General features: G+C 70.6%; 22 protein-coding genes. 6 read left to right on the top strand and 16 right to left on the bottom strand.

Annotated features, from left to right (window positions below):
- The first annotated feature begins 86 nt into the window (after positions 1-86).
- A complete protein-coding gene (locus ZRA01_RS06505; protein WP_141350432.1) occupies positions 87-1,244 on the top strand; it encodes a M20 aminoacylase family protein in 1,158 nt (385 codons plus the stop codon).
- A gap of 106 nt (positions 1,245-1,350) precedes the next feature.
- A complete protein-coding gene (locus ZRA01_RS06500) occupies positions 1,351-1,995 on the top strand; it encodes a trimeric intracellular cation channel family protein (protein WP_141350429.1) in 645 nt (214 codons plus the stop codon).
- Between the two features lie 4 nt (positions 1,996-1,999).
- On the opposite strand, the gene ZRA01_RS06495 is transcribed toward ZRA01_RS06500, so the two are convergent.
- The 5 genes from ZRA01_RS06495 to ZRA01_RS06475 form a co-directional block, all read right to left on the bottom strand.
- Positions 2,000-2,905, bottom strand: a complete 906-nt coding sequence (locus tag ZRA01_RS06495) for a LysR substrate-binding domain-containing protein (RefSeq protein ID WP_141350427.1) — start codon at positions 2,903-2,905, stop codon at positions 2,000-2,002.
- A 137-nt stretch (positions 2,906-3,042) separates the two neighbouring features.
- Positions 3,043-3,462, bottom strand: a complete 420-nt coding sequence (locus tag ZRA01_RS06490; protein WP_141350425.1) for a PhaM family polyhydroxyalkanoate granule multifunctional regulatory protein — start codon at positions 3,460-3,462, stop codon at positions 3,043-3,045.
- A 64-nt stretch (positions 3,463-3,526) separates the two neighbouring features.
- Complete coding sequence (locus tag ZRA01_RS06485) at positions 3,527-5,410, bottom strand: ATP-binding response regulator (protein ID WP_246093312.1); 1,884 nt, start codon at positions 5,408-5,410, stop codon at positions 3,527-3,529.
- Complete coding sequence (locus tag ZRA01_RS06480; protein ID WP_141350423.1) at positions 5,407-6,333, bottom strand: ABC transporter substrate-binding protein; 927 nt, start codon at positions 6,331-6,333, stop codon at positions 5,407-5,409. Before ZRA01_RS06480 ends, ZRA01_RS06485 begins: the two co-directional genes overlap by 4 nt.
- Before the next feature lie 6 nt (positions 6,334-6,339).
- Positions 6,340-8,409, bottom strand: a complete 2,070-nt coding sequence (locus ZRA01_RS06475; protein ID WP_141350421.1) for a TonB-dependent receptor plug domain-containing protein — start codon at positions 8,407-8,409, stop codon at positions 6,340-6,342.
- Positions 8,410-8,521: 112 nt separating this feature from the next.
- Between ZRA01_RS06475 and ZRA01_RS06470 the strand changes: the two genes are divergently transcribed.
- The 4 genes from ZRA01_RS06470 (at position 8,522) to ZRA01_RS20975 (ending at position 13,290) form a co-directional block, all read left to right on the top strand.
- Positions 8,522-9,166: a response regulator transcription factor gene (locus tag ZRA01_RS06470; RefSeq protein ID WP_141350420.1), complete on the top strand. Its 645-nt coding sequence runs from the start codon at positions 8,522-8,524 to the stop codon at positions 9,164-9,166.
- Between the two features lie 180 nt (positions 9,167-9,346).
- Positions 9,347-11,368, top strand: coding sequence for a FeoB small GTPase domain-containing protein (locus ZRA01_RS06465; protein WP_141350419.1), 2,022 nt, complete (start codon positions 9,347-9,349; stop codon positions 11,366-11,368).
- 69 nt (positions 11,369-11,437) lie between these two features.
- Positions 11,438-12,022: a metallophosphoesterase gene (locus tag ZRA01_RS20980; RefSeq protein ID WP_246093301.1), complete on the top strand. Its 585-nt coding sequence runs from the start codon at positions 11,438-11,440 to the stop codon at positions 12,020-12,022.
- A 107-nt stretch (positions 12,023-12,129) separates the two neighbouring features.
- Positions 12,130-13,290 (top strand): bifunctional metallophosphatase/5'-nucleotidase, encoded by a 1,161-nt coding sequence (locus tag ZRA01_RS20975; protein ID WP_246093298.1) that lies wholly within the window; start codon positions 12,130-12,132, stop codon positions 13,288-13,290.
- 62 nt (positions 13,291-13,352) lie between these two features.
- Here ZRA01_RS20975 and ZRA01_RS06455 read toward each other — a convergent pair whose 3' ends face one another.
- The 11 genes from ZRA01_RS06455 to ZRA01_RS06410 all read right to left on the bottom strand — a co-directional run bounded on the left by ZRA01_RS06455 (position 13,353) and on the right by ZRA01_RS06410 (position 25,165).
- Complete coding sequence (locus tag ZRA01_RS06455; RefSeq protein WP_141350418.1) at positions 13,353-14,444, bottom strand: M48 family metallopeptidase; 1,092 nt, start codon at positions 14,442-14,444, stop codon at positions 13,353-13,355.
- The gene (locus ZRA01_RS06450; RefSeq protein ID WP_141350417.1) at positions 14,441-15,241 is read right to left on the bottom strand and encodes a TIGR00266 family protein; all 801 of its coding nucleotides are present in this window, start codon (positions 15,239-15,241) and stop codon (positions 14,441-14,443) included. The genes ZRA01_RS06455 and ZRA01_RS06450 overlap by 4 nt, the downstream gene beginning before the upstream one ends.
- Before the next feature lie 94 nt (positions 15,242-15,335).
- Positions 15,336-15,932, bottom strand: a complete 597-nt coding sequence (locus ZRA01_RS06445; RefSeq protein WP_174851596.1) for a hypothetical protein — start codon at positions 15,930-15,932, stop codon at positions 15,336-15,338.
- An 8-nt stretch (positions 15,933-15,940) separates the two neighbouring features.
- A complete protein-coding gene (locus ZRA01_RS20485) occupies positions 15,941-16,114 on the bottom strand; it encodes a LiaI-LiaF-like domain-containing protein (RefSeq protein ID WP_170182913.1) in 174 nt (57 codons plus the stop codon).
- A gap of 153 nt (positions 16,115-16,267) precedes the next feature.
- The gene (locus ZRA01_RS06440; protein WP_170182912.1) at positions 16,268-17,638 is read right to left on the bottom strand and encodes a sensor histidine kinase; all 1,371 of its coding nucleotides are present in this window, start codon (positions 17,636-17,638) and stop codon (positions 16,268-16,270) included.
- On the bottom strand, positions 17,619-18,305 hold the full coding sequence (locus ZRA01_RS06435; protein ID WP_141350414.1) for a response regulator transcription factor: 687 nt from the start codon (positions 18,303-18,305) through the stop codon (positions 17,619-17,621). The genes ZRA01_RS06440 and ZRA01_RS06435 overlap by 20 nt, the downstream gene beginning before the upstream one ends.
- 50 nt (positions 18,306-18,355) lie before the next feature.
- Positions 18,356-21,457, bottom strand: coding sequence for an efflux RND transporter permease subunit (locus ZRA01_RS06430; RefSeq protein ID WP_141350413.1), 3,102 nt, complete (start codon positions 21,455-21,457; stop codon positions 18,356-18,358).
- A gap of 12 nt (positions 21,458-21,469) precedes the next feature.
- The gene (locus ZRA01_RS06425) at positions 21,470-22,627 is read right to left on the bottom strand and encodes an efflux RND transporter periplasmic adaptor subunit (protein ID WP_141350411.1); all 1,158 of its coding nucleotides are present in this window, start codon (positions 22,625-22,627) and stop codon (positions 21,470-21,472) included.
- Positions 22,624-23,883 (bottom strand): TolC family protein, encoded by a 1,260-nt coding sequence (locus ZRA01_RS06420; protein ID WP_141350409.1) that lies wholly within the window; start codon positions 23,881-23,883, stop codon positions 22,624-22,626. The genes ZRA01_RS06425 and ZRA01_RS06420 overlap by 4 nt, the downstream gene beginning before the upstream one ends.
- A gap of 101 nt (positions 23,884-23,984) precedes the next feature.
- Entirely contained in the window at positions 23,985-24,614 is a 630-nt protein-coding gene (locus ZRA01_RS06415) for a hypothetical protein (RefSeq protein WP_141350407.1), read from the bottom strand.
- Between the two features lie 11 nt (positions 24,615-24,625).
- Entirely contained in the window at positions 24,626-25,165 is a 540-nt protein-coding gene (locus ZRA01_RS06410) for a GTP-binding protein (RefSeq protein WP_141350405.1), read from the bottom strand.

Genomic DNA, 25,165 nt, shown 5'->3' with positions numbered 1-25,165 from the left:
TGTGGTCCGGGCAGCCTCCCCCCGGCCTCCTCGCCCGGACCGCCTTTTTTCCGAACGATTCAAACAATTCCGGACTGGATACCATCATGAATTCCCTGCTGAATGCCTTGAATGCCGACCAGGAACAAATGCAAGCGTGGCGGCATCATCTCCACCGCCACCCGGAAGTGGCCTTCGACGAACACAACACCGCCCGCTACATCGCCGAGCTGCTGCGCAGCTGGGGTTACGTCGTGACCGAAGGGGTTGGCAAGACCGGCGTGGTCGCTTCGCTGACCGTTGGTGACAGCCCGAAGGCGATCGGCCTGCGCGCCGATACCGACGCCCTGGCGGTGCAGGAGATGAGCGACAGCGATCACAAGAGCACCATCCCCGGCAAGTCGCACACCTGTGGTCACGACGGGCACAGCGCGATGCTGCTCGGTGCCGCCCGCTACCTGGCGGAGAAGAAATCCTTCAACGGAACCGTGCACCTGATCTTCCAGCCAGCCGAGGAGGTCATGGGCGGCGCGCCGGCGATGATCGCCGACGGTCTGTTCGAGCGTTTCCCGATGGAAGCCGTGTTCGGCATGCACAACATGCCCACGCTGGAGCGCGGCAAGCTGTATTTCACGACGGGCCCGATCATGGCGGCGGTGGATAACTGGGAGATCGTGCTGACCGGGGTCGGCAGCCACGGCTCGATGCCCGAGCGCAGCGTCGACCCGGTGGTGGCGGGGGCTGCGCTGGTGATGGCGCTGCAGACCATCGTCTCGCGCAACGTCGCGCCGCTGGATTCGGCGGTGGTCAGTGTCGGCGCCTTCCTGGCCGGCGACGCCGGCAACGTCATCCCCCAGACTGCCACCCTGCGCCTGAGCATCCGCAGCAGCAAGCCCGAGACCCGCAAGCTGGTGCTCGACAAGGTGCGCGCCATCACCGCCGCCCAGGCCGCCGCCTTCGGCGTCAGCTTCGAGATCCGCGAGGGCGCGCCGGGCGCAGTGCTGGTGAACAACCCGGCACAAACCGAGGCGTGTGCCGCCATCGCCCGCGCGGTGCTGGGCGAGGAGCAGGTCGTCATGCCCGGCCCCACCTTCATGGGCAGCGAGGATTTCGCCTACTACGCGCAGCACAAGCCGGGCACTTACTGCTTCATCGGCAACGGCAACACGCCGATGGTGCATCACCCGATGTATGACTTCGACGACCGCAACCTGCCGGTCGGCGCCGCCTACTGGGTGGCCGTGGCCGAGCATTTCCTGGCCTGAGGAACCCTCCGGGCCGGCAGCGGTCAAGCCTGGCCAGCCCTCGCCATGACTTCAGGCCATAATTGGCCTGAAGTCGTTTGTTCAACGCCTCGCCTTCTGCCTCTTCATGCAACTCGCCACCCTGCAACTCACCACGCTGCTCACCACCATAGAAATCGCCGCCACCATCGCGTTTGCCATGTCGGGCCTGATCGAGGCGACCCGCAGGAAGATGGACATCGTCGGCGTGTTTTCGGTGACCTTCGTCAGTGCCTTTGCCGGCGGTACCGTGCGCGACATCCTGATCGAGCGGCGCCCCTTCTTCTGGGTCGAGAACACCGAATACATCTGGCTGGTCATCGCCCTGGTGCTGGCGGCGCCACTGTTGCTGCGCAGCCGCGAGCTCCGGGTGACGGACAAGGTGATGGAGGTGGCCGACGCGCTCGGGCTGGGCCTGTTCACCATCTCGGGGGTTTCGCTGGCCCTGGTGGCCGGGATGCCGCCCATTGTCGCCGTGCTGCTGGGCTCGATCACCGCGGTTTTCGGCGGTGTCACACGGGACGTGCTGTGCAACGAGATTCCCAAGGTCTATCGCGACCACCAGCCCTACACCCTGTGCACCCTCATCGGCGGCGTGATCTTTCTGGGGCTGCACCAGCTGTCGGTCTCACCGCATCTGTCGTCGCTGGTCGGCATCTGTAGCATCTCGGGGCTGCGCCTCCTGGCCGTCACCTACCAGTGGCAGATCCCGTCCTGGCCGCGCAACAGCTAGGTAGCTAGGCAATCGGCGGGCTGTGGCGGAGGTGGCGGACGATCATGCTCGCCAGCTGCCGGGCGGCGCGGGACAGCGGGATTCCGCGCAGGGTGATGAGCCCCAGCTCCATCGGCCGCGGCAGGGGCTGGACGTCGATCCGCTGAATCCCCTGGCCGATCAGCGGGTCGGAGAACAGCAGGGCCGGGCCGATGCTCAGCCGGTCGGTGCGCTGCATCAGCTCGAGCATCAGCAACGGGGAGTCGCAGCGTATCGTGTCGCGGGGCTCACCGATCCCCTGGGCGTTCAGCCAGTTCAGCAGGTTGTTGCCCTGGCTGCCCGCGGTCAGGTTGAGGACCCACTTGGCGTCACTGAGCTCGGCCCATGTCCGTGCGCCCGCCAGGGGGTGATCGCGGCGGCCGGCCACGGCCGAGGCCACCGGGCCGATGGCCTCGAAGGCAAGCTCGAAGGGCAGGCTGGCCGAATCTGCCAGCGCGACGGCAAAATCGAGCCGGCCATCGATCAGCTGGGGGATCAGGGTCGTCAGGAAACCCTCGCTCAGGTTGATCCGGGGGGCGGTGTGAATGCGCTCGAACTCGAGCAGCACCTGGGGCAACACCCGGATCCCGACCAGGGGCGTCACCGCGATGCTGACGCGCACGCCTGCGCCGCCCTGCTGCAGCGCGATTTCCTCCTGGGCCTTGTCGAGGAGTGACAGCGCCAGCCGGGCGCGGGTCAGCAGGATATGGCCGGCATCGGTGAATTCGATGCCCTTGTAGCTGCGCAGCAGCAGCTCGACACCGACCTCTTCCTCGAGCTCGCGCAGGGACTTGGTGAGGGCGCTCTGGCACAGGTTCATGACGCGTGCGGCGGCGCGGATGGAGCCGCTCTCGGCGACCTGGACGAGGGCTTTCAGCTGGTGATTCTTCACGGTGCCTCCAGCCCGGGCCGCGGGGGCGAGCCCGCCTGCGGTCTACACCGATGGCGGACTGCAGACGGAGGAGGGCGTGTCGGGTGCTGCACGGCCGCCCGCCATCGGGAGGCCGGCGCAGCCCCGGCGGTGGTGTGTTACTTGCTGTCTTTCGGTTTGCCCTTGGCCGACGCGGCCGGGGCGCTGGGGGCCGGGGCCGGGGCGGCCTTGGCTTCGGCGGCCTGCTGCATCAGGTTCCACGGCCACATGCCGCTGGCGAAGGGGTTGGGCTGGGCGGCCTGGCCTTCGGCCGGCGCACCGCCCTCGGAGGCGATCTTGCTCATGGCCTGCATGGTGGCGATGGTGGCCCGCTGCATTTCGAGGGCTTGGGTGGCCATCTGCAGGGAGTTGAGGTTCATCTTGAGCCAGTTTTCGACCGCCTTCATGTCGGCGATGCGCTTGTCGAGTTCGTCGACGTCGAGGGTCGGGGTGACCATGCCAGGCAGGCTGAAACCCATCTTGCCCCACATGTTGCGCATGAATTCCAGGGGGTCCTGCGCTTTGTTTTCGGTGCTCATCGTTGTCTCCCGGCTGTTCGAGTCATCAAGCGATTGATCTTAACCGATGCACAGCCCGCCTGCATCAGACTTGGGTTTTGCGTTGCAGCAGAGCGCGCAGCTTGGCGGGCCGGACGGGTTTGTGAAGGAGCGGGATGTCGGCCTGCTGGATGGCGGTGGCGGTGGCCGGCGAGGTGTCGCCGCTGAGGATGACGGCCGGGATCTGCCTGGCGAAATGCCCGCGCAGCTGCTCGATGAGCTGCAGCCCGTCGCCGATGCCGGCGATTTGGTAGTCGCAGACGATGATGTCGGGCGCCTCGTCACCCGGCCGCAGGGTGGCGAGCAGGGCGGCCCCGGTGTCGGCGGCGTTGACCTGGCAGCCCCAGGATTCGAGCAGCCCGGTGGTGCTGGCCAGGGCTAGTTCGTCGTCATCCACCAGCACCACGCGCAGCCGGGCCAGGGCCTGGGCGGGCGCCGGCTGGTGGTGGTCGGTGAGGATGCCGGGGGCGGCGCTGGGGAGCTCGATGGCGAACAGGGAGCCCCGGCCGGGGCTGGACTTGAGCTGAAGCGGGTGCTCGAGCAGGTCGGTGAGGCGGCGCACGATCGCGAGCCCGAGCCCGAGGCCCTTGGCGCGGTTGCGTTCGGGGTTATCGAGCTGGACGAACTCCTGGAAGATGGCCTCCTGGGCTTCCGGCGCGATGCCGGGGCCGTTGTCGCGGACTTCGATGCGCACCTTGCGGCCGCGTTTGCGGCAGGCCACCAGGATGGTGCCGCCGGGGGTGTAGCGCAGGGCGTTGCTGATGAGGTTGTGCAGGATGCGCTCGAGCAGCAGCGGATCGCTCTCGACCCACAGGCTGGTGGGGCGCAGGCGCAGGCGCTGGCCGCGCAGGCCGGCCTCGCGGCGGTAGTCCACCTCGATCCGTTCGAGCAGCGGTTGCAGCGGGAAGGGTTTGATCTGCCGGTCGAGGGCGCCCACGTCGAGGCGCGAGATGTCGAGCAGGCTGTCGAGGAGGTTCTCCATGGTTTCGGCGGAGATGGCGATCTGCTCGACGAGCCGGCGGGTGTCGGGGGCGTGGGGTTTCTGGCCGAGCTCGGCGACGAACAGGCCGAGGGCGTGCATGGGCTGGCGCAGGTCGTGGCTGGCGGCGGCCAGGAAGCGGGTCTTGGCGCGGTTGCCGCGCTCGGCTTCGTCTTTCTTCTCGAGGAGTTCGCGGGTGGCGGCGTCGACCTGGCGCTGCAGGTCGTCCCGCGAGGCGCCGAGCTTGTCGGCCATCTCGTTGACGCCCTCGGCGAGGGTGCGCAGGGTCTTGCCGCCCTCGACGGGCACCCGGGCGGTGAAGTTGCCCTGGCCGAAGCTGTGCACGATGTCGGCAATCCGCAGGATGGGGCCGGAGATGCCGCCGCTCATGCGCAGGGCCAGCCCGACGCTGCCGATCAGCACGGCGCCGACCATCAGGAAGGCGTTTTGCAGCAGGCGTTGTTCTTCGAGGTGCAGGGAGTCGCGGCTCATCTCGACGAGGGCCTCGCCGCGTTCGCTGGTGGTGTCGGTGGCCAGCTCGCCGGCGCCACCGAGGAAGGTGTCCTCGACATTGACGCCGGCTCCGATGATGGGTTCGCGGAAATGCAGCGGCGGGGTGTTGCCGGTGTTCTGCCGGTAGTCGGGCGCGGTGCTGTCGGCGAGGAGTTCGTGCAGCGGGCTGGTGACGGCCACCCGGATCACGTCCTTCTCGAGCAGCATGGCGTTGGTGAGCTTGCGCAGGCTCTCGCGGTTGCCCGAGAAGACGCCGTATTCGCTGGCGGCGGCGAGCTGGCGGACGAGGGCCTTGCCGCGCTGGGTGTGGGCGCTTTCGAGGTCGGCGAGGCGGCTGGAGGTGAAATAGGCGATCAGCACGAGGCCCAGCACGAGGCTGGGCAGCACGGCGATCAGGGCAATTCGGGCGTGGATGTCGAGGCGTGGAAAGCGCGTCACGGCAGGCCCTCGCTGCGCTCTAGGCGTTCCTGGAGCACCGCTGCGTCGTCGAGGTTGATGCCCAGGGAGCGGGCCACGTAGCGGTTGGTGCCGACGCGGAAATGGCGCGGCGCCGCGGGGGGCGGCAGGCTGCCGCTGGCGAGGCCGGCGCGGGCGGCTTCGCCGGCCTGCTGGCCGATCTGGGCCGGCGTGCTGTAGAGCGCGATGAGCGCGCCGGCCTTGACGTAGGCGGGCGAGAAGCCGACCACGGGCGAGCGCTGGTGGTAGGCGGTGAGCAGGATGTTGGAGATCGTGCGGTTGTTGAAGAGGGTCGCGTCGGGGACGGCGACGAGCACCGCCGGGTCGGCCAGGACCCGTTGCAGGGTGGGGTAGAGCTCGCTCTCGTCGTTGAGCTGTTCGAGCACCGGGCGCAGGCGTTTGTCGCGGGCGCTGGCCACCAGGCGCTGGCCAAGCTCGCTGCTCTCGCGGCTGGTGACGAAGGCTGCCCGCGTCCAGTCGGGCAGGGCGATGCGCAGGAGTTCGATCTGCCGGCTGGCGGGCTGGTCGATGAAGACCGCCGACACGCGGCGGAGGTCGTCACCACGGGTGGTGAATTTTTCGAAGGCGCTGCGGGGCAGCAGGGTATGCAGCACCAGGCTGCGGGGGGCCAGGCTGGAGACGGTCTGGGCGGCGCGGGTGCCGAGGGTGATGATCAGCGCGTTGCCGGTGAGGGCGGCACTCTCATCGGTGCGGAGCGGCAGGCTGAGGCTCTGGGTGCGGTGGCCGGCGCTGCGCAGCTCGCTGACGATGGCCTCGGTGGCTTCGCTGAAGGCGCTGCTTTCTTCGGAGAGCAGCAGCAGGACCTGCGCCGCAAGGGCGTCGACGGGCAGCCCGCCGGCCAGGGCGAGAAGTAGGCAGAAGAGGAGTCGGCGCGCCCGCAGCATCCGGTGTCAGAGCTCGAGGGACAGCGAGCCGAAGATGCGGCTGCCCCAGACGGAGGTGCCGGGGGAGTAGGTTTCTTCCGGGCCGTCGATGTTGCTGGCGGTGATCGCCAGCTCACCGCGGGCCAGGGCGGGCGGCAGGCGGTGGGCGAGGCGGACGTCGAGCTGGCGGTACATCGGCACCTTGTGGTCGGCGTCCTGGTACCAGCTCATGGAGCCGATCCAGTGCCTGGCGATGCTGAGCTGCCAGCGCGGCGCAAACTGCCAGGCGCCGAAGACGGTGGTGCTGTGGCGTGGCGCGGTGTACTCGACCCAGCCGCTGGGCCGGCTGGCGGCGGCCGTGGCGCTGAGGCTGGGGCCGTCGATGCGCAACTCGGTGTGGTTGAGCTGCAGCCAGGTGTCGGTGCCGGGGCGCCAGGTGGCGGCGATCTCGAGGCCGCGGATGTCGGCCTCGCCGCTGTTGGCGAAGTAGCGGTTGTTGCTGCGCCGCAGCAGGCCGATGGTGGAGTCTTCGAGGTTCATCTCGATGAGCTCGCGGGCCTGCTCGAGGAAGATCCGCGCGTCGAGGCTGGCGTGGAGCGGCCGCAGCTCGGCCCGATAGCCGAGCTCGTAGGTGGTGATCCGCTCCGCCTGCACCTGCGGCGAGGGGCGGAAGGTCTGCGAGATGGGGGTGCCGGCCGGGAAGGTGCCCACGGGCGTCCTGACCGGTGCGGCGGTCGAGAAGATCATGCTGGACTTCTGTTCGAAGGCGACCGGGTTACGGTGGGAGCGGTTGACCGAGACACGCCAGGTCTGGCTGTCGGTAATATGATAGTTGGCTGAGGCCCGCGGCGCCAGGGTGCGCCCGGTGAGCGAGTTGTTCTCGATCATCGCGCCCACGTTGAAGAGCCAGCGCGGGTTGGCGTGCCACTCGAGGGTGCCGAAGGCGTGATTGACCGCGTTGCGGACGCTGTCGGTGGTGTTGAAGCGCTGGGGTGCGGTGATGCGGTCCACCCGCATGCCGGCGCCGACGACGGCGCGCAGGCTGGGGGCGAGGGTGGTGATGCGCTGGATCTCCAGGTCGTCCCGGATGACGTGGAAGTCATAGTCGAAGCGCAGCGGCAGCTGCAGCGCGAAGGGCAGGCCGGACTGGCGGGACGTGACCGGGATCAGCAGGTTGTAGTTGTCGCGGCCGCTTTCCTCTTGATGGTAATAGCTGACGCTGAGCTCCTCGCCCGGGGCGGAGGCGTGGTGCCAGTGGATCAGGCCGAAGCTGGTGGACACCTGGCTGCTGCGTTCGGGGTCGGTGAGGTTGCCCTCCTTGCCGGTGCCGAGCTCGGAGCGCGTCCAGCCGGCCTGGAATTCGACGCTGTTGTCGCTGTCGGCCGTCCAGCGGCTGTGGAGGGTGGCGAGCTCGGTCTTGCGCCAGTCGTTGAGGCCCGCAAAGCCATGATCGAAGTTGCGCGCGACGCTGAGGCGCATCGCCACGTCGCCCAGCTGCCGCCCCACGCGGAGGCCGATGTCATTGACCCCGCCGTCGCCGGCCCGGTAGCGCACCCGCGTGCCGAGGGTCTCGGCGGGGGCGCGGGTGATGATGTTGGCGACCCCCAGAAACGCATTGCTGCCGTAGGTGGCCGAGTTGGAGCCGCGAAAGACCTCGATGCGCTCGATGTCGTCGATGTCGACGCCGATCTGGTTCCACTCGACGCCGGCCGTGAAGTAGGGCGAATACACCGAGCGGCCATCCACCTGCAGCAGCATCCGCCGCGGGGCTTCGTCGGAGAGGCCGTGGTAGCCGACCAGGGGCTTGTTGCCGGTGTGCATGCCGACCTGAAAGCCCGGCACGAGGCGGAACAGCTCGTGGATGTTGCGCGCGCCGGAGGCGCTGATCATTGCACGGTCGATGATGCTGACCGCGCCCGGGGCGTCGGACTGCACCTGGGCGAGCCGGGTGGCCGACAGCACCACCGGCAGGTCGCCCAGGTGATCGGCTTCACTGGAGGCGTCGGCCCGGGCAGGCAAGGGCAGCCCGACGGCGGTCAGCAGCAGGGGAATGCAGGCCAGGGCAGGGGTGGATGAACTTCGTCGGATGATCGGCATGAGAGGCGCCGTGGCGGCATTTGAGGCGCGATTTTCGCTGTTTTGCACAGGGTTGGATAGGCTAAGGTGGTATTCTCGGGCGGATGGAGCTTACCCAGATCAATTCGTCGCGATGCAGACACGTATTCTGATTATCGAGGACCACGTGCTGGTGCGGGAGGCCATGGCCCTCACGCTGGCCCAGGTGGGCGAGGGTGTGTCCTGCCAGCAGGCCAGCAACGCCACCGAGGCGATTGCGATGCTCGAGGCCGACCCGGACTGCGACCTCCTGGTGGTCGACCTCATGCTGCCCGAGATCAACGGCTTCTCGCTGCTCGGCGTGATCGCCAAGCGTTTCCCCGACGTGCCGGCGCTGGTGGTCTCGGCCCTCGACGACCGGGAGTCGGTGCAGCGGGCGATGAAGGCCGGTGCGTCGGGCTTCGTGTCCAAGGCCAGCCCGAGCAACACCCTTATCGAAGCCGTGCGAACGGTGCTCGCCGGTGGCGTGTTCACCCCCGAGGCCGCGACCGCCGGCGACAACGGCAACCGCAATCGCCGGGCCAGCCAGGCCTTTGCCGAGCGTTTCCAGCTGACCGCCGCCCAGGGGCGGGTGCTCGAGCTGGTGGCCCAGGGCAAGTCGAACCGGGATATCGCCGAATTTCTCGGCCTCTCCGAAGGCACCGTCAAGGTTCATGTGTCGGCGATCCTGCGGGCGCTGGGGGTGACCAGCCGGGCCCAGGCCCTGCTGATGATGACCCGCGCCGGCTTGCGGGTCTGACCCGGCATTGCCGCTACAGCTGGCCACGCACGCTGGCCGGTTTTGCGAATGGTTCTCATTGTCGTAGAATGGGCGGCAGAGAATACGATCTGCGGTACTTTCCATGAAGCCCAGTCTTGAGCGCCCGATGGCCCGGGTGGCCGGCGTATGCGTGACGATCCGCCAGGGTGCGAGCCGCCCATGACCCAGGCCCGGCCGGTGGTCACGAACATCCCGGTGCCCCGCCAGCTGTTGCGCGGCGAGCGGCGCCCGCACATCGCGCTGGTGGGCCTGCCCCGCGGGGGCAAGAGCACCCTCTTCCAGGCGGCCTCGAGCACGGCGGTGGAGGCGGGCTGCCTCGAAGGCAGCGCGCTGCCCTATGCCACCAGCCGGATCAACGTCGGCCTCGAGCAGGCTGATCTCGTCGACCTGCCCTCGGTGCGCACCTTCCACGATCTGGCCGAAGCCGACCGGCGGGTGCTGCTGGCCCTCGTCGGCGGGCAGCCCGGCAAGGGCGGCTTCAAGGCGCCGGACCTGCTGATCCAGGTTGTCGACGCCACGGCCCTGGAGCCCGGCCTGGCTCTGAGCCAGGAGCTCTGCGAGCTCGGCAAGCCCCTGGTGATCGCCCTCAACCGCCTCGACGAGGCCCGCGAGAAGGGCATCTACATCAACGTTGCGGCGCTCTCGGAGGCCCTCGGCGTGCCGGTGGTGCCCACCGTCGCCCACATGGGCAAGGGCATCGCTGGCCTCTTCGAGACCGCCCTCGCAACCCTGCGCTCGGGCACCTGCCCCTTGCCCCAGTCGCCCGGCGCCCACCTGCGCAAGGCCCTGGCGCCTCTCGACGAGATCCTCGGGCTGCCGGCCCTGGCGGCCGCCTTCCCGGTGCCCCGCACCCTGCTCCTGACCCAGCTGGCCAAGGGCGACACCTGGTTCGGCGCCGAGATGGCGGAACGCTTTCCCACGCTGGTGCCGGCCATCGAGGAGGCCCGCGCCGACGCCTCGCGCCAGCTGCCGCGGCCCCTCGCCGAAGAGCTCTTCGCCGACCGCCATTACCGCGCCGCGGCGCTCCACGAGCAGGTCACGCGGCTCGGCCACGCGGCCGAGCGGGCTGGCTGGAAGCGCGCCCTCGACCGCATCTTCCTGCACCCGCGCTGGGGCCTGATCGGCACGCTGGCGGTGTTCGCGCTGGTGCTGTTCATGGTGTTCGAGGTCAGCACCACGCTCGACTCCATCACCTCGGCGCCGCTCGCGGCGTGGGTCGGCCAATGGGAGCCGGACAGCACGGCCGGCGTCATCGGCCGCGCGGTGGCGGACGGGCTGGTGGGGCTGGTGGGCATCGTGGTGCCCTACATGCTGCCGCTGGTGCTGCTGCTGGTGAGCCTGGAGGAGTCCGGGGTCATGCACCGGGTCGCTTTCGTTGTTGACCGGGGCTTCCACCGTATCGGCCTGCACGGCGGCGTGGCGGTGCCCTTCCTGCTCGGGCTGGGCTGCAACGTGCCGGCCCTGTCGGCGGTGGCGGCCAGCTCGGCCGGGCGCGAGCGCATCGTGGCGTCGCTGCTGATCACCTTCGTGCCGTGCTCGGCGCGGTCGGCCATCGTACTGGCGATCGGTGGCAAATACCTGGGCTGGGAGGGCGTGCTGGGCATCTTTTTGCTGACCATGCTGATCATCGCGGTGGCCGGCCGGCTGCTCACCCGCCGTTACGTGCAGGCCAGCCCCGGCATGATCCAGGCCATCCCGCCCTACGCGCTGCCCCAATGGCGCCGCCTGCTGGCGATCACCTGGGAGCGCACCAGCGACATCCTGACGATCGTCACGCCCCTGCTGGTGCTGGGCAGCGTGGTGCTGGCGCTGCTCGCCCACTTTGGCGCCGACGCGTTCATCAACACCCTGCTGCTGCCCGTCACCCACTGGTGGCTGGGGCTGCCGGTGGCGCTCGGGGTGCCTATCCTGTTCGGCGTGCTGCGCAAGGAGCTCTCGCTGCTGATGGTGTACCAGGCCCTCGGCAGCCAGGACATCGCGCCGCTCCTCGACTGGGTGCAGATCGCCACCTTCCTGGTCTTCCTCACCTTCTACGTGCCCTGCGTGTCCACCTTCGCGGTGATGCTCAAGACCATCGGCCGGCGCGACGCGCTGTTCTCGATCGGCCTGTCGGTGGCGGTGGCGCTGGGCATCGCGCTGCTGTGCCGCGTGCTGCTGAACGGGGTGGATCTGCTGCTGTGAGCCAGCCTTCATGAGGCCTTAACCCAGGCTCGCCAGACTGCCGGGCATCGAAACCCTCCGGCAACTGCGATGCTCTCCTTCAAGACCCGACGGACCGTGCCTTTCCTGGCTGTCTCCCTGTGTGCCCTGAGCCTGGCCGCCTGCGGCGGTAGCGGCGACAAGGGCCAGCCGCTGGACCTGACGATCCTGCACATCAACGACCACCACTCGCACCTCGATGCCGAGAGCACCGCCCTCACGCTCAAGGACGCCGCCGGCGCCAGCAAGTCGGTGACGGTCGAGCTGGGCGGCTTCGCGCGGGTCAGCGCGGCCATCGAGGCCCTGGCGGCGGGCAAGCCCAACGTGCTCAAGCTGCATGCGGGCGACGCCCTCACCGGCGACCTGTACTTCACCCAGAGCGAGGGCCAGGCCGACGCGGCGCTGATGAACACCGTCTGCTTCGATGCCTTCACGCTGGGCAACCACGAGTTCGACGGCGCCGACGCGGGCCTCGTCAAGTTCATCGACTATCTGCACGCCGGCGCCTGCAAGACGCCGGTGCTGTCGGCCAATGTGAAGCCGGCCGCCGGCACGCCGCTGGCGGCGCGGGTTGCCGACTACAGCATCATCGAGCGCAGCGGTCAGCAGGTCGGCGTGGTCGGTCTGACGGTCTGACGGTCAAGGACAAGACCCGCTTTGCGTCCCGCCCCGACGCCGGCACCAGCTTCCTCGACGAAGCCACCGCCGCGCAGGCCGCCATCGACGCCTTGCGCGCCCGCGGGGTGAACAAGATCGTGCTGATGTCCCACCTCGGCTACGCCGCCGACCAGGCCCTCGCGCCGCAGCTCGACGGCGTCGACGTGATCATCGGCGGCGACTCCCACACCCTGCTCGGCCCCGACAGCATGAAGGGCTTCGGCCTCAGCCCGGCCGGCGCCTACCCCACCGCCGCCGTCGACAAGGCCGGCCGTCCGGTGTGCATCGCCCAGGCCTGGCAGTACGCCTACGCCGTTGGCGCGCTCGACGTGAGCTTCGACGCGGCCGGCCAGGTGGCCCAATGCAGCGGCAAGCCCCAGGTGCTGGTGGGCGACAGCTTCAAGGTGGGCAACGTGGCGGCCTCGGTGGCGGACGCCGACGCTTACCGCAGCCAGCTCGACGCCTCCGGCGTGTTCCGCGTCACCACCCCGTCGGCGGCGGCGACCGCGGCGCTGGCTCCCTTCAAGGCCGCCAAGGACGCCCTCGGCACCCAGGTGGCCGGCGTCGCCACCGACAACCTGTGCCTGCGCCGCGTGCCCGGCGCCAGGCGCGACACCACCCGCTCCAGCCTCGGCGACGTCTGCAATAAAGACGCCACCGTGATCGCCCACGGCGGCGACATCCAGCAGCTGGTGGCCGACGCCTTCCTCGAGCAGGGCCAGCGTTTCGGCGGGGCCGACATCAGCCTGCAGAACGCCGGCGGCGTGCGCATCGACATCCCGGCCGGCGACATCACGGTGGGCAAGGTCTACACCCTGCTGCCCTTCAAGAACACCCTGTACCGCCTGCAGCTCACCGGTGCCCAGGTTCGGGCCGCGCTGGAGGACGGCATCGACTCGGTGCTCAACGGCACCGGCAGTGGCGCCTACCCCTACACCGGCGGCCTGCGTTTCAGTGTGGACATGAACCAGGCCCGCGGCAGCCGCATCGGCAACCCCGAGGTGCGCGACGCCAGCGGCAACTGGCAGCCCCTCGACCCGGCGGCCAATTACCGGCTGATCACCAACAACTTCACTGCCGATGGCGGCGACCGGTACGACACCCTGAAGGCCATCCCGGCGGCCCAGCGCGAGGACACCTTCCTCGACTACGCCGATTCCTTCCTGCAGTACGTGCGCAGCCGCTCGCCGCTGGCCAAGCCGGCGGTGGCCGCGCGTAGCACCCAGAGCTACGTCGAGACGCCCTGAGGGCCCGGCCGCGGGCGGCCCAGGATGCTCCCCGCTGTGGGGCGCAGCGTGCAGCCGGGGAGCTAACGCAGGCTGCCGGCCACGGCCCGCCAGTCGATGGCGAGCGGCTCGACCGGGCCGCCGCCGGCCGTGGTGGTGGCCTCGCGCAGCCAGATGATCCGCTCCTGGGTTGCCGGGTGCGTCGACAGCAGCGCCGGCAGCTGCCCGGCCTTGCCAGCGGCTTCGGCTTTTTCCAGGGTCTCGAAGAAGCGCAGCATGCCGGCCGGGTCGACGCGGGCCTCGGCCAGGCGCTCCAGGCCGCGCCGGTCGGCCTCGCGCTCGGCGTCCCGCGAGAACTTGAGCTCGCCCAGCTGGGCGGCCCAGCCGCCGAGGGCGTCGTAGTCGCCGGCCAGCGCGCCGAAGATCACCCGCAGCCCGGCCGAGCGGACGATCTGGCGCAGGCTGTGGCGCAGCTCGACGTGGGCGATCTCGTGGGCCAGCACGCCGGCCACCTCCTCGGCCGAGGCGGCCCGCTTCAGCAGCCCGCTGTTCACCACCACCACGCCGCCGGGCGCCGCGAAGGCATTGATCTCGGGGCGCTCGGTGAGGTGGAATTCGAGCGTCTCGCCCGGCCGGGCGAGGCGCCGGCCGATGGCCTGCACGGCCTCGAAGGCCGGCCCCTGGTCGATCAGCCGGCCCTCCAGCCGGGTGCGCGCCAGCACCGCGGCGCCGATCTGCCGCTCGACGCTGGGCGGGATGCGCGCGACGACCCGGTCGGTGAGGTGGTCGAGGGAGGCCAGCAGCGCCACCACCACCAGCAGCGGGACGAGCGCCAGCAGCGTGATGCCGACCAGAAAACGCCGGCTGCTGCGGCGCCGGGCGCCCTCTCCGCCGGCAAACAGGGCCGGGGCCACCGCCCGCAGCGGGCCGACGGCGGCCTCGTCGATCAGCAGCATGTGCTGGCCACCGCTTTCGGCGGGCCAGGCGATGGCCCACTGGCTGTGGTTGAAGCCCCGCGTCGCCGCCTGCAGGCCGGTGAGCGGCACCTGCCGGGGCGGGCTGTCTTCGGGCAGCACCTGCAGCGCATCGCCCGCCAGCTCGACGAGGGCTGGGTGGCCGTGGGCGTCGCCGCCAGCCGGGTAGAAGCGGGCCGGGATGGGGGCGGCCTGGCTCACTCGTCGTTGCCGAGCAGCGAGCCCAGGCCGAAGCCGGCCAGCGCCGAGCCGCCTTCCTTGCCGCCACCGCCGGCGGCGCGGGAGGCCATCACGATGCGGTCGGCCATCCGCGACAGGGGCAGCGACTGCAGCCACACCTTGCCCGGGCCGCTGAGGGTGGCGAAGAACAGGCCCTCGCCGCCGAACAGCGCGGTCTTCACCTTGCCGGCGTACTGGATGTCGAAGTCGACGCTGGGCTGGAAGGCCACCACGCAGCCGGTGTCGACGCGCAGGGTCTCGCCGGGGGCGAGGGTTTTCTCGAGCAGGGTGCCGCCGGCGTGGATGAAGGCCATCCCGTCGCCGTCGAGCTTCTGCATGATGAAGCCCTCGCCGCCGAACAGGCCGACCCCGATCTTCTTCTGGAAGGCGATGCCCAGCGAGACGCCCTTGGCGGCGGCCAGGAAGGAGTCTTTCTGACAGATCAGGGTGCCGCCGATCTGTGACAGATCCACCGGTACGATCTTGCCCGGGTAGGGCGCCGCAAAGGCCACCCGCCGCTTGCCGCTGCCTTCGTTGTGATAGACGGTGGTGAACAGGCTTTCGCCGGTGAGCAGGCGCTTGCCGGCGCCCATCAGCTTGCCGAAGAAGCCGCCCTGCGGCTGGGCGCCGTCACCGAAGATGGTGTCCATCTGGATGCCGTCCTGCATGTACATCATCACGCCGGCCTCGCCGATGGCGGCCTCGCCGGGGTCGAGCTCGACCTCCACGTACTGCATTTCAGATCCGAAGATTTCGTAGTCGACGACGTCCATGGCCATGGTGGGTGCTCCTGGAAGGGGGGGTGAGTAGTGGGAAGTGGGAAGTGGGGTGTATCGCCCGCGCTGCGTACAGATGGGGGCGCGGGGCGGGGCTTCAAGGCTTGGATTCGCCCGGGGCGGGCCTGGTTTCAGGCGGCTCCGCGGGCTGGGCCGGGGCTGTGCGTGGTGCGGCGGGGGCTGCGCAGCCGGCAGCCTGCCCCAGGCCCTTGAGGTAGGCGCGGCGGATGGTGCCCGCAGCAATCGAGGCCGAGACCTTGCGGGCGTAGCGCTCGGCGCCGCTGAGCTTGCGCACCCAGCCGCGGAAGGGCACGACGCCCTCCGTCGTGTCACGCACCGCGCCGACCAGGGCGTTGCTGGCGGCGTCGCCGCCCCGTTCGATGAGGCTCGGGTTGTCGCGGGTCTCGGCGGTGTCCAGGTCGGCGCCGAGCACGGCATCGAGGGCCTGGATGTCGGCCGCGAGGCCGGGGCAGGACATGTCTGCCGGCATCGCGTAGGGCGCCGCCCGGGCGGCCGCGAGGGCCTTCGGAATCTCGGCGCGGACGATGTTCAGGTCGGTGAGGGGCGCCACCGTGGCTTCCGCGAGCTGGCTATCGATGCCCCGCGGGGCGGAGCCGGCCTCCGGCAGGGACGGCGGGGCGGACGCGCAGGCCGCCAGGGCCAGGGCGCACAGGGGAGCTAGCAGTGGTTTCATGGCGGGCTTCATGGCTGGCGGTCGCCGGGCGTGAAGAACAGGGCGACGCCGAGGGCGATCGGCAGCAGCGGCCACCAGGTGCGGGCGAGGCGGGCGAAGTCGATCTCGACGAGGTCGAGGTTGACGGCCAGCGCGGTGCTGCCGAAGAGGATCAGGGCGATGGCTGCGAAGTGGCCTTTCATGGCGGGCTCCAGGTGTTCGACGGGGAGATCATAAGCCGGATGCCGCGCCCCTGAAGAGGCGGCCGCCGTGCCGCGCGAGTTTGTCTGGGCCTGCCATGCTCGCGCGCCATCTCCGGGGGCCACGGCCCCGCCGCGAGCCGTGGCAGGCCGGCCTCAGCCGGTGCCGCCCGGCAGCGTGACCCGCAGCAGGCTGCCGTGGCCGCCGGGCGGGTCGAGGATCTCGACTTCACCCTGAAGCCCATGGGCGATCTCGCGGACGATGGCGAGGCCGAGGCCGCTGCCCGGCTGGCTGGCGCCGGGGAGGCGGAAGAAGCGCTCGAAGACCTGCTGGCGAGCCTCGGGCGGGATGCCGGGGCCGGTGTCCTCCACCTCGATCAGGCTGCGGCCTTCGACGCTGCGGCAGCGCACCGTGACTTCGCCGGGGGCCGGGGTGTAGCTGAGGGCATTGACGACGAGGTTGGCCATCAACTCGCCCAGCAGCAGGCGGTCGCCGATGACCTGGGCGGGGTCGAGCTCGAAGCCGAGGTCGAGCCCGCGGGTCTCGGCGAGGCGGATCCATTCGGGGCTGCGTTCGCGGATCAGCTCGGGCACGTCGACGCTTTCGGCGAGGCCGGCGTGGCGGCCGCCGGGCTCGGCCGACAGCAGCACCAGCATCTGGTTGATGAGGTGGCCGAGGCGCTCGAGGGCGCCCACGCAGTGGCGGGTGCGGGCCTCGCGGTCGGTGGCGTCGGGGCTGCGCAGCAGCAGCTCGAGCTGGGTGCGGATGCCGGCCAGCGGCGTGCGCAGCTGGTGGGCGGCGTTGGCGACGAAGCGCTGCTGGGCTTCGGCGGCTTGCTCCAGACGGTCGAGTACGGCGTTGAACTCGCTCACCAGCGGGCGGATCTCGGCCGGCGCGGCGAGGGTGTCGAGGGGCAGCATGGCGCGGTGCTCCATGCCGTGCAGCGCGCGGCGGATGTCCTCGACCGGCAGCAGCGCGTGGCGGATGCCATACCAGATGGTGAGGCCGGTGGCGGCTGCGAAGAAGATCAGCGGCAGGATCAGCGCCACGGCCAGGTCGACGGCCAGCTGGTCGCGCTTGCGGGTGGTCTCGGCGGTGACGAAGATGAAGGGCGAGCCGTCGATCTTGCGGTGGATCGCGATGACGCGCACCCGGCGGTTGCGGAAGTGGGCGTCGAAGCTGGCCCGGTCACCGTGCAGCTCCTGCTCTTCCGGGGGCTCGTGGGGCAGGCCGATGTCGCCGGCGATGAAGCGCCCGGCGGGGCCGAGGACGAGGTAGTAGATGTCGTCCACCCGGTCGGTGCGCAGCACCTGCTCGGCGGCGGCCGGAAAGACGAAGCGCGGCTCGCCGTCCACCACCTCCAGGTGCGGCACGAGGGCCAGGCTGGCGTCGGCCAGGGCCTGGTCGAGGGCTTCCATGGCGGGCCGGTGCACCAGGTGGTAGGCCAGCGGCAGGAAGGTGATGAGGGCCAGTGCTGTGGGCAGCAGCAGCCAGAGGATGAGGGACTTACGCAGGCTTCGCGTCATGGGGCAGGTCTTCGAGCATGTAGCCGAGACCGCGTATGGTACGGATGCGGATGCCCGCCGGCTCGAGTTTGGTGCGCAGGCGCGACACATAGACTTCGACGGCGTTGACGCTCATGTCCTGGTCCCAACGGCACACGGCGGCGACGATGCGCTCCTTGCTGAGCACCTTTTCGGGGTGGTCGAGGAAGAAGCCGAGGATCGCCCATTCGCGCTGGGGCAGGTCGAGGGGCTGGCCGTGCAGCCAGGCGCGGTGGGCCTCGTCGTCGATGGAGAGCGGGCCGAACTCGCGGCGCAGGCTGCTCTGGCCGCGGCTGCGACGGGCCAGGGCGCCCACCCGGGCGAGCAGCTCGACGGCGGCGAAGGGCTTGGTGAGGTAGTCGTCGGCGCCCAGGTTGAGGCCGCGCACGCGCTCGTTGAGGGCGTCGCGGGCTGTGAGCATGAGCACCCCGATGGCCTTGTGGCGGGCCCGCAGGCGGGACAGCAGCTCGAGGCCGTCCATGCCCGGCAGGCCGATGTCGAGCACCAGCAGGTCGAAGCTTTCGGCCGCCAGGGCGCTCTCGGCCTGCTCGGCGCTGCCGACGTAGTCGGCCGTGTAGCCGGCGCCCCGCAGCAGCTGGGCGACGCCGTCGGCGAGGAGCGGGTCGTCTTCGACGATGAGGATGCGCATGGGGGCGTGGGGTGTGGGGAGTGGGTAATGGGGAGTGGGAAATGAGGGGGTCAGGCTTCGCCTTTTACCGGGTCCCTGGCGCCGCCGTAGGATAGCAGCACGGGCAGCAGCAGCAGGGTGAACAGGGTGGCGCTGACGATGCCGCCGACGATGACGACGGCGAAGGGGCGCTGGGTCTCGGAGCCGATGCCGTGGGACAGGGCCGCCGGCAGCAGGCCGAGGCCGGCCATCAGGGCGGTCATCACGATGGGGCGCAGGCGCAGCATGGCGCCGTCGAGGATGGCCTCGGAGCGGGTGGCGCCGCGGCGGGCGATCTCGATGACCTGCTCGACCATGATCACGCCGTTCTGCACCGAGATGCCGGCCACCGCGATGAAACCCACCGCCGACGACACCGACAGGTGCAGGCCGGCCAGGGCCAGCCCGGCGAAGCCGCCGATCAGCGTGAAGGGCACCATCGCCAGCACCAGCACGGCCGGGCGGATGTCGCGGAAGGCCCAGAACAGCAGCGAGAAGATCAGCGCGGCGGTGATCGGCACGATCAGCTTGAGGCGGGCCATGGCGCGCTGCTGGTTCTCGAACTGGCCGCCCCAGGCGATGCTGTAGCCGGCCGGCAGCGTGACTTCGGCGGCCACCTTCTGCTGGGCTTCGGCGACGAAGCTGCCCTGGTCGCGGCCGCGCAGGTTGGCCTTGACGATGACGTTGCGGCTGCCGGCTTCGCGCTGGATGCGCGAGGCGCCCTGGCGCAGCTCCACGTCGGCCATGTCGCCCAGCGGGATGCTGCCGCGGCCGTCGGGCAGGGCTACCGGCAGGTGGGCGATGTCGTCCACCTGATCGCGGAAGCGGGCGTCGAAGCGCAGGGTCACGTCGTAGCGGCGGTCGGCGTCGTAGAACACGTTAACCGCGCTGCCGCCCAGGGCGGTCTGGATCATCGCGTTCACGTCGGTCACGTTGATGTCGTAACGGGCCAGCACGTCGCGGCGCAGGCGGATGTCCACCTCGCTCTGCCCGCCCACCGGCAGCGCGGCCACGTCGGCGGCGCCCTGGATGCGGTTGAGCACGGTGGCGATCTGGCGCCCCTTGGCTTCGAGCACGTCGAGGCTGGGCCCGAACACCTTCACGGCGATCTCGCCCTTGGCGCCGGAGAGGGATTCCTCGACGCTGTCCTGGATCACCTGCGAGAAGTTGGTGGGCAGGCCGGGGATGGCGGCCAGCTTGCCGGACATGCTGTCGACCAGCGCGTCCTTGGTGGCAAAGCGCCATTCGTCGTGGGGCTTCAGATCGACCAGCACCTCGATGTTGTTGGGGCCCTTCGGGTCGGTGCCGTCGTCGGGGCGGCCGACGTGGGTGATCACGGCCTTCACCTCGGGGTATTCGAGCAGGGTGGCGCGCACCTTCTGCTCGATGCTCTTGGTGTTGCTGAGGCCGGACGACTGGGGCAGGCCGATGGTGAGCCAGATGTTGCCCTCGTCGAGCTTGGGCAGGAACTCCGAGCCCAGCAGCGGCGCCAGCGCCAGGGCCACCACCAGGCAGGCGCCGGAGCCGATCACGGTGGCGCGCCGGCGCGCCTGCAGGCGGACCAGCAGGGCCCGGTAGCGCAGCTGCAGGCGGTGCAGCCAGGGGCTTTCCTTCTCGGCCATGTCCTGCTTGTTGAGGGCGTACGAGAGCAGCGTCGGCACCAGGGTGAGGGTGAGGATCAGCCCGCCCAGCAGCGCGAAGGAGAGGGTCAGCGCCACCGGCGTGAAGATGCGCCCCTCGACCCGCTGGAAGGTGAAGATGGGCAGGAAGGCGACGATGATGATGGCCTTCGAGAACATGATCGGCGAGCCGAGCTCGACGCAGGTCTGCTTGAGGGCGTGCAGGCGCCGCCCCACCGGCGAGGCGATGCCGTGGTGTTCGGCGTGGGCGTCGGCGGCCAGACGCACCATCAGCGCCTCCACCATCACCACCGCGCTGTCGATGATCACGCCGAAGTCCACCGCCCCCAGCGAGATCAGGTTGGCCGACACGCCCATCGCGTGCATCAGGATGAAGGCGAACAACAGGGACAGCGGGATGATCGCCGCCACGATGACCGCCGCCCGCAGGTTGCGCAGGAAGATCAGCAGGATCGCGGTGACCAGGCCGGCGCCCACCAGCAGGTTCTCGCCGACGGTGGCCACGGTGTGGCCGATGAGCTCGGTGCGCTGGTAGATCGGGCGGATGCGGTAGCCCTCGGGCAGGTGGGCGTTGACGTCGTCCACCTTGAGGCGGAGCGCCTCGACGATCTTGGCCGCGTTGCCGCCCTTGGTCATCTGCACGATGCCCTCGACCACGTCGTCGTGCTGGTCGAAGGCCACGATGCCGCTGCGTGGGCGGAAGCCGTTCTCCACCTCCGCCACGTCGGAGACGCGCACCGGCTTGCCGTCGCGGGCCACCACCACCACGTCGCGCACGTCGTCGAGGCTCTGGAAGAGGCCGAGGGTGCGCACCACCAGGGCTTCGTCGCCCCGGCGCATCAGGCCGCCGCTGCCGTTGCCGCTGGCTGTGGCGAGGGCCTGGCCGACCTCGGCGAGGCTGACGGAGTAGCGGCGCAGCCGGTCGGGGTCGATGCGCACCTGCACCTCGCGGATCGCGCCGCCGAAGCTGACCACCTCGGCGATGCCCGGCACCATGCGCAGGGCCGGGCGGATCGTCCAGTCCTGCACGGCGCGGATGTCCTCGCGGTTGGCGGTGGGCGGGGCCTCGAGCACGTAGCGGTAGATCTCGCCGACGGCGGTGGTGAGCGGCGCCAGGGCGGGCTGCGAGCCGGGCGGCAGGCTCACCTGCTGGAGGCGTTCGAGCACCTGCTGGCGGGCGAAGTAGTCGGCGGTCTTCTCGTTGAAGGTGAGGGTGACCACCGACAGGCCGGTGATCGACACCGAGCGCAGCTGGGTCATGCCCGGCACGCCGCTCATCTCGCGCTCGATGGGCAGCGAGATGGTGCGCTCGACCTCCTCGGGCGCCTGGCCGGGGGCCTGGGTGACCACCTGCACCTGCACGTCCTGGACGTCGGGGAAGGCCTCGATGGAGATCTGGTTGACCGCGTAGATGCCGTAGCCGAGCACCAGCAGCGCGCTGAGGATGATGAAGACCCGCTGGCGCAGGGCGAGGGTGATGAGGGTGTCGAACATGGTGGCCGGCCCTTAGCGCGAACTGCTCGCCAGCTCGGCGGACAGCAGCAGGGCGCCGACGCTGACCACCTTCTCGCCGGCCTTGAGGCCGGCCCACACGTAGGCGTGGTTGCGGGTCTGCACCGCCAGTGTGACCTCGCGCTTCTCGAACACGCCGGGGTCGCGTTCGACGAAGACGTAGTTCTTGACGCCATCGACCAGCAGCGCGCCGATGGGGACGCGGGGCAGCTCTTCCTTGGCGTCGGCCAGGATGGCGACGCGGGCGTACATCTCGGGCTTGAGCAGGTTCTCGCGGTTGTCCACGGCCACCCGGGCCTGCACGCGGCGGGTCTGCGGGTCGAGGGTCGGGGCGACGCGGATGACCTGGCCCTCGAAGCTGCGCTCGGGGTAGGCCGACACTTCGACCCGGGTGGCCTTGCCGACGGTGACTACCGGGAGGTCGCGCTCGGGCACGTCCACCAGCACCGACAGGCGGCGCATGTCGGTGACCACGAAGAGCGGCTCGGTGGCGTCGGGGCGGACTTCCATGGCCGGGTTGATGTTGCGCGCGGCGACCACACCGGCGAGCGGCGCGCGCAGCAGGTAGCGCTGGCTGCCGGCTTCGCTGGCGCCGCCAGGGGCGAGGTTGGCGAGGCGCAGGCGGGCGCGCTCGGCTTCGGCCTGGGCTTGTTGCCAGTCGGCCTGGGCGGCTTCGAGCTCGCGGCGGGGCACGACTTCGGCGGCGAACAGGCTCTTCATGCGCTCGAGGGCGGCTTTCTTGAGCTGCGCGTCGGCGCGGGCCTTGGCCAGGTCGGCGGCGGCGGTGCCGAGCTCGGGGGCGTCGAGGACGGCCAGCACGTCGCCGGCCTTGACGCTGTCGCCCAGGTTGGCGCGGATCTCGACGGCCCGGCCGGCCACCGGCGCAAACAGCCGGGCGGTGGCGTTCTCGTCGTAGCTGACGCGGGCGGCGAGGGGTTCGTCCATCGGCACCGGGGCCAGCTCGGCGCGCTCGACCTTGAGCTGGGCGAGCTGCGGCGCGGCGGTGGGGAAGCGCAGCACGCCGGGTTCGGCGGAGGGCTTCTGGACCACCGCTTCGGTGGCCACCTCGGGCGCGGGGCGCTGCAGGTACCAGGTGGCGCCGGCGAGGGCGGCGACGGTGATGAGGGCGAGGGCGATGGGGGTGCGTTTCATGGGGTGTCTCCGGCCAGGCGCAGGAGCAGGCCGGCGCGGGCCAGTTCGGCGCGGGCCAGGGTGGCTTCGATGCGGGCGCTGCGCAGGCTGCGCTGGGTGTCCAGGTAGTCGGTGAGGCTCATGGCGCCCTTCTGGATCGCCACGTCGGCGCCGCGGGCGGCTTTTTCGGCAGCCGGCAGCACCACGTCACGCAGGCGCTCGTGGCGGGCGCGGCTGGCGTCGACCTCGGCCTGCAGGCGGGCCTGCTCGTTGCCGACGGCGGCGCGGGTGGCGAGGAGCTGCTGCTCGGCCGCGGTGTAGTCGGCCTCGCTCCGGGCGATCTCGCCGCGGTAGTCGTAATTGATGAACAGCGGCACCGAGACGCTGAGGCCGTAGGACGTGGTGGAGTAGTTGTTGTTGGCGTTGGCCGCGGCGTGCTCGTACTGGATGCCCACCGAGACGTCGCGGGTGCGCTGGGCGCGGGCGAGCTCGCGCAGGGCGCTGGCCTGCTGGGTGCGCTGGCGGGCGGCGAGCAGGTCGGGCCGCTCGCCGGTGTCGCCGGCGGGGGCTGGGGCGGCGGCGGGCCAGTCGTCGCTGGTGTCGAGCTGGGCGCTGGGGAGGCGGTTGCCGAGCAGCTGGGCCAGCGCGATGCGCGCGCGGGTGTGGGCCAGCTCGGCCTGCAGGGCGTCGTTGGCGACGCGGGCGGCGTCGGCCCGGAAGCGGGCTACGTCAACACCGGCCAGGTCGCCAGCCTTGCCGCGCACCTCGGCGGCGTCGGCGGCGCGCTGGGCGAGGGCGGCGTTTTCGTTGGCGATGCGGCGGATCTCGCGGGCCACGCGCAGGTCGAGCCAGGCGTTGGCGAGGTCGATGCGGGCGAGGCGGATGGTGTTGGTGAGGTCGGCGCCGCTGGCCGACAGGTTGAGGTCGGCGGCGGCGAGGCGCAGGTCGCGCTTGTTGCCGCGTTCGAAGAGCTGGTCGACGCGCACGGTGTTGTCGGTCCAGCTGTTCCAGAAGCCACGGGTGCCGGCCCGGCCGGGGTCGGTGCTGGTGGAGCCGAGGGTGAGCTGGGGGTTGGGCCGGGCACCGGCCATGTCGATGCCGGCCCGGGCGGCGGCCTGGGCGGCGCGGGCCTGCAGGATGGCCGGGTTGGCGTCGAGCAGGATGCGCTCGGCGGCGGCGAGCTCGAGGGGCTCGGGGGCAGGGCTCTGGGCGAGTCCGGTGAGCGGCAGGAGGGCCGCGAGCAGTAATGCGGGCAGGGAACGGAGCTGGAGCGGCATGCCGGAGGGCTCAAGGGACAGGGCTCGCCCAGTCTAGGCCGGCTGGCTTGCGCTTCTCTGTCGGCTTCCTTGCACGAAGCTTGCAGTGGTGTGGCGTGTTGTCAGCTGATGGTGGTGCTGACGCTGAGTTGCGTGCGGCTGGCGAGGGGGCCGTAGCGCTGGTGGAGCAGCCAGACGAGGTCGACCAGTTCGGGCTGGTTGAGGTGGGGGACGCCGGCGGTGACCAGGGCGAAGCGGTGCTCGCCCACGTGGAGCGGCCAGAAGGCGAGCTGGCTGTGGCCGGCGGCGTCGGGCATGGCCCAGGCGCTGCCGGTCAGGCCGAGGTTGTGGTTGAGGCTGCGCCGGTGGCGTTCGTGGAGGCTGGCGAGGTCGGCCGACAGGGCGGCCAGGGCTTCGGCGGCGCTGTCGCTGAAGCCGCTGCTGGCGAGGTGAAAGCCGTGGGCGTCGGCGAGCAGGGCGCAGCCCTTGGCCGACAGGGCCGGCAGGTAGCTGCGCAGGGCGTCGTCGAAGGGGGCCTGGCTGACGCGCCGGGGCGCCGCCAGAAACTGCACCCAGCCGAGCTGGCCGAGGCGGCGCACGAAGAGGTCGTCGGGGTCGCGCCAGGGCGGGCTGACGGGCTGGGCGAGGAGCAGCCGGATGAAGGCGCGCAGCCGGTCGGCGGCGGCTTCGGCGCTGGCGATCCAGGCGCCGGCCGGGGTCGGCAGCAGGTAAAGCGGGTCGGGCGCGGCCATGGGGCGTGGGGTCAGGCCCGCGCGACGGGGTCGATGACGCTGAGGACGGCCTCGATCAGCAGGCACACGTCGCGCCGGCTGCGGGCGTCGACCTCGAAGACCGGCACGCCGGGCTGGCCGGCCCGGTCGAGCTCGGCCTGGTAGTCGGCGAGGCTGGGGCTGGCCTGGAGGTCCATGTGGGTGACGCCGACCGCGACGGCGGTCTTGCGGATGAAGCCGCTGAAGGCGCCGAGGTAGAAGCGCAGCTGCTTGAGCGGGTCGCCGCGGGAGTTGTCGATCAGCAGCACCAGCGCGATGCCGCCCTCGGTGAGGATCTCCCACATGAAGTCGAAGCGCTCCTGGCCAGGGGTGCCGTAGAGGTGGATGGTGCTGCCGTCGCCCAGCTTCATCGCGCCGTAGTCGAGGGCGACGGTGGTCTGGGGCTTGATGTCGCGGACGTCGTCGGAGGCGGCAGTGTCGGTGCGCACCGGCGGAATGTCGCTGGCGGCGGTGACGGCGGTGGTCTTGCCGGCGCCGACCGGGCCGGCAAAGATGATCTTGTAGTGGCTCAT

The sequence above is a fragment of the Zoogloea ramigera genome (genome assembly GCF_006539865.1).
In the GTDB taxonomy this organism is placed as follows: Bacteria; Pseudomonadota; Gammaproteobacteria; order Burkholderiales; family Rhodocyclaceae; genus Zoogloea; species Zoogloea ramigera.
The sequence above is the reverse complement of the archived record's forward strand: the minus strand, read 5'-3'. Positions and strand labels throughout refer to the sequence as shown.

Excerpts from the sequence above, each read along its gene's own strand:
- ZRA01_RS06505 (WP_141350432.1), top strand. The coding sequence starts at position 87 with ATGAATTCCCTGCTGAATGCCTTGAATGCCGACCAGGAACAAATGCAA.
- ZRA01_RS06500 (WP_141350429.1), top strand. The coding sequence starts at position 1,351 with ATGCAACTCGCCACCCTGCAACTCACCACGCTGCTCACCACCATAGAA.
- ZRA01_RS06490 (WP_141350425.1), bottom strand. The coding sequence starts at position 3,462 with ATGAGCACCGAAAACAAAGCGCAGGACCCCCTGGAATTCATGCGCAAC.
- ZRA01_RS06480 (WP_141350423.1), bottom strand. The coding sequence starts at position 6,333 with ATGCTGCGGGCGCGCCGACTCCTCTTCTGCCTACTTCTCGCCCTGGCC.
- ZRA01_RS06475 (WP_141350421.1), bottom strand. The coding sequence starts at position 8,409 with ATGCCGATCATCCGACGAAGTTCATCCACCCCTGCCCTGGCCTGCATT.
- ZRA01_RS06470 (WP_141350420.1), top strand. The coding sequence starts at position 8,522 with ATGCAGACACGTATTCTGATTATCGAGGACCACGTGCTGGTGCGGGAG.
- ZRA01_RS06465 (WP_141350419.1), top strand. The coding sequence starts at position 9,347 with ATGACCCAGGCCCGGCCGGTGGTCACGAACATCCCGGTGCCCCGCCAG.
- ZRA01_RS20980 (WP_246093301.1), top strand. The coding sequence starts at position 11,438 with ATGCTCTCCTTCAAGACCCGACGGACCGTGCCTTTCCTGGCTGTCTCC.
- ZRA01_RS06450 (WP_141350417.1), bottom strand. The coding sequence starts at position 15,241 with ATGGCCATGGACGTCGTCGACTACGAAATCTTCGGATCTGAAATGCAG.
- ZRA01_RS06445 (WP_174851596.1), bottom strand. The coding sequence starts at position 15,932 with ATGAAACCACTGCTAGCTCCCCTGTGCGCCCTGGCCCTGGCGGCCTGC.
- ZRA01_RS20485 (WP_170182913.1), bottom strand. The coding sequence starts at position 16,114 with ATGAAAGGCCACTTCGCAGCCATCGCCCTGATCCTCTTCGGCAGCACC.
- ZRA01_RS06440 (WP_170182912.1), bottom strand. The coding sequence starts at position 17,638 with ATGACGCGAAGCCTGCGTAAGTCCCTCATCCTCTGGCTGCTGCTGCCC.
- ZRA01_RS06435 (WP_141350414.1), bottom strand. The coding sequence starts at position 18,305 with ATGCGCATCCTCATCGTCGAAGACGACCCGCTCCTCGCCGACGGCGTC.
- ZRA01_RS06430 (WP_141350413.1), bottom strand. The coding sequence starts at position 21,457 with ATGTTCGACACCCTCATCACCCTCGCCCTGCGCCAGCGGGTCTTCATC.
- ZRA01_RS06425 (WP_141350411.1), bottom strand. The coding sequence starts at position 22,627 with ATGAAACGCACCCCCATCGCCCTCGCCCTCATCACCGTCGCCGCCCTC.
- ZRA01_RS06420 (WP_141350409.1), bottom strand. The coding sequence starts at position 23,883 with ATGCCGCTCCAGCTCCGTTCCCTGCCCGCATTACTGCTCGCGGCCCTC.
- ZRA01_RS06415 (WP_141350407.1), bottom strand. The coding sequence starts at position 24,614 with ATGGCCGCGCCCGACCCGCTTTACCTGCTGCCGACCCCGGCCGGCGCC.
- ZRA01_RS06410 (WP_141350405.1), bottom strand. The coding sequence starts at position 25,165 with ATGAGCCACTACAAGATCATCTTTGCCGGCCCGGTCGGCGCCGGCAAG.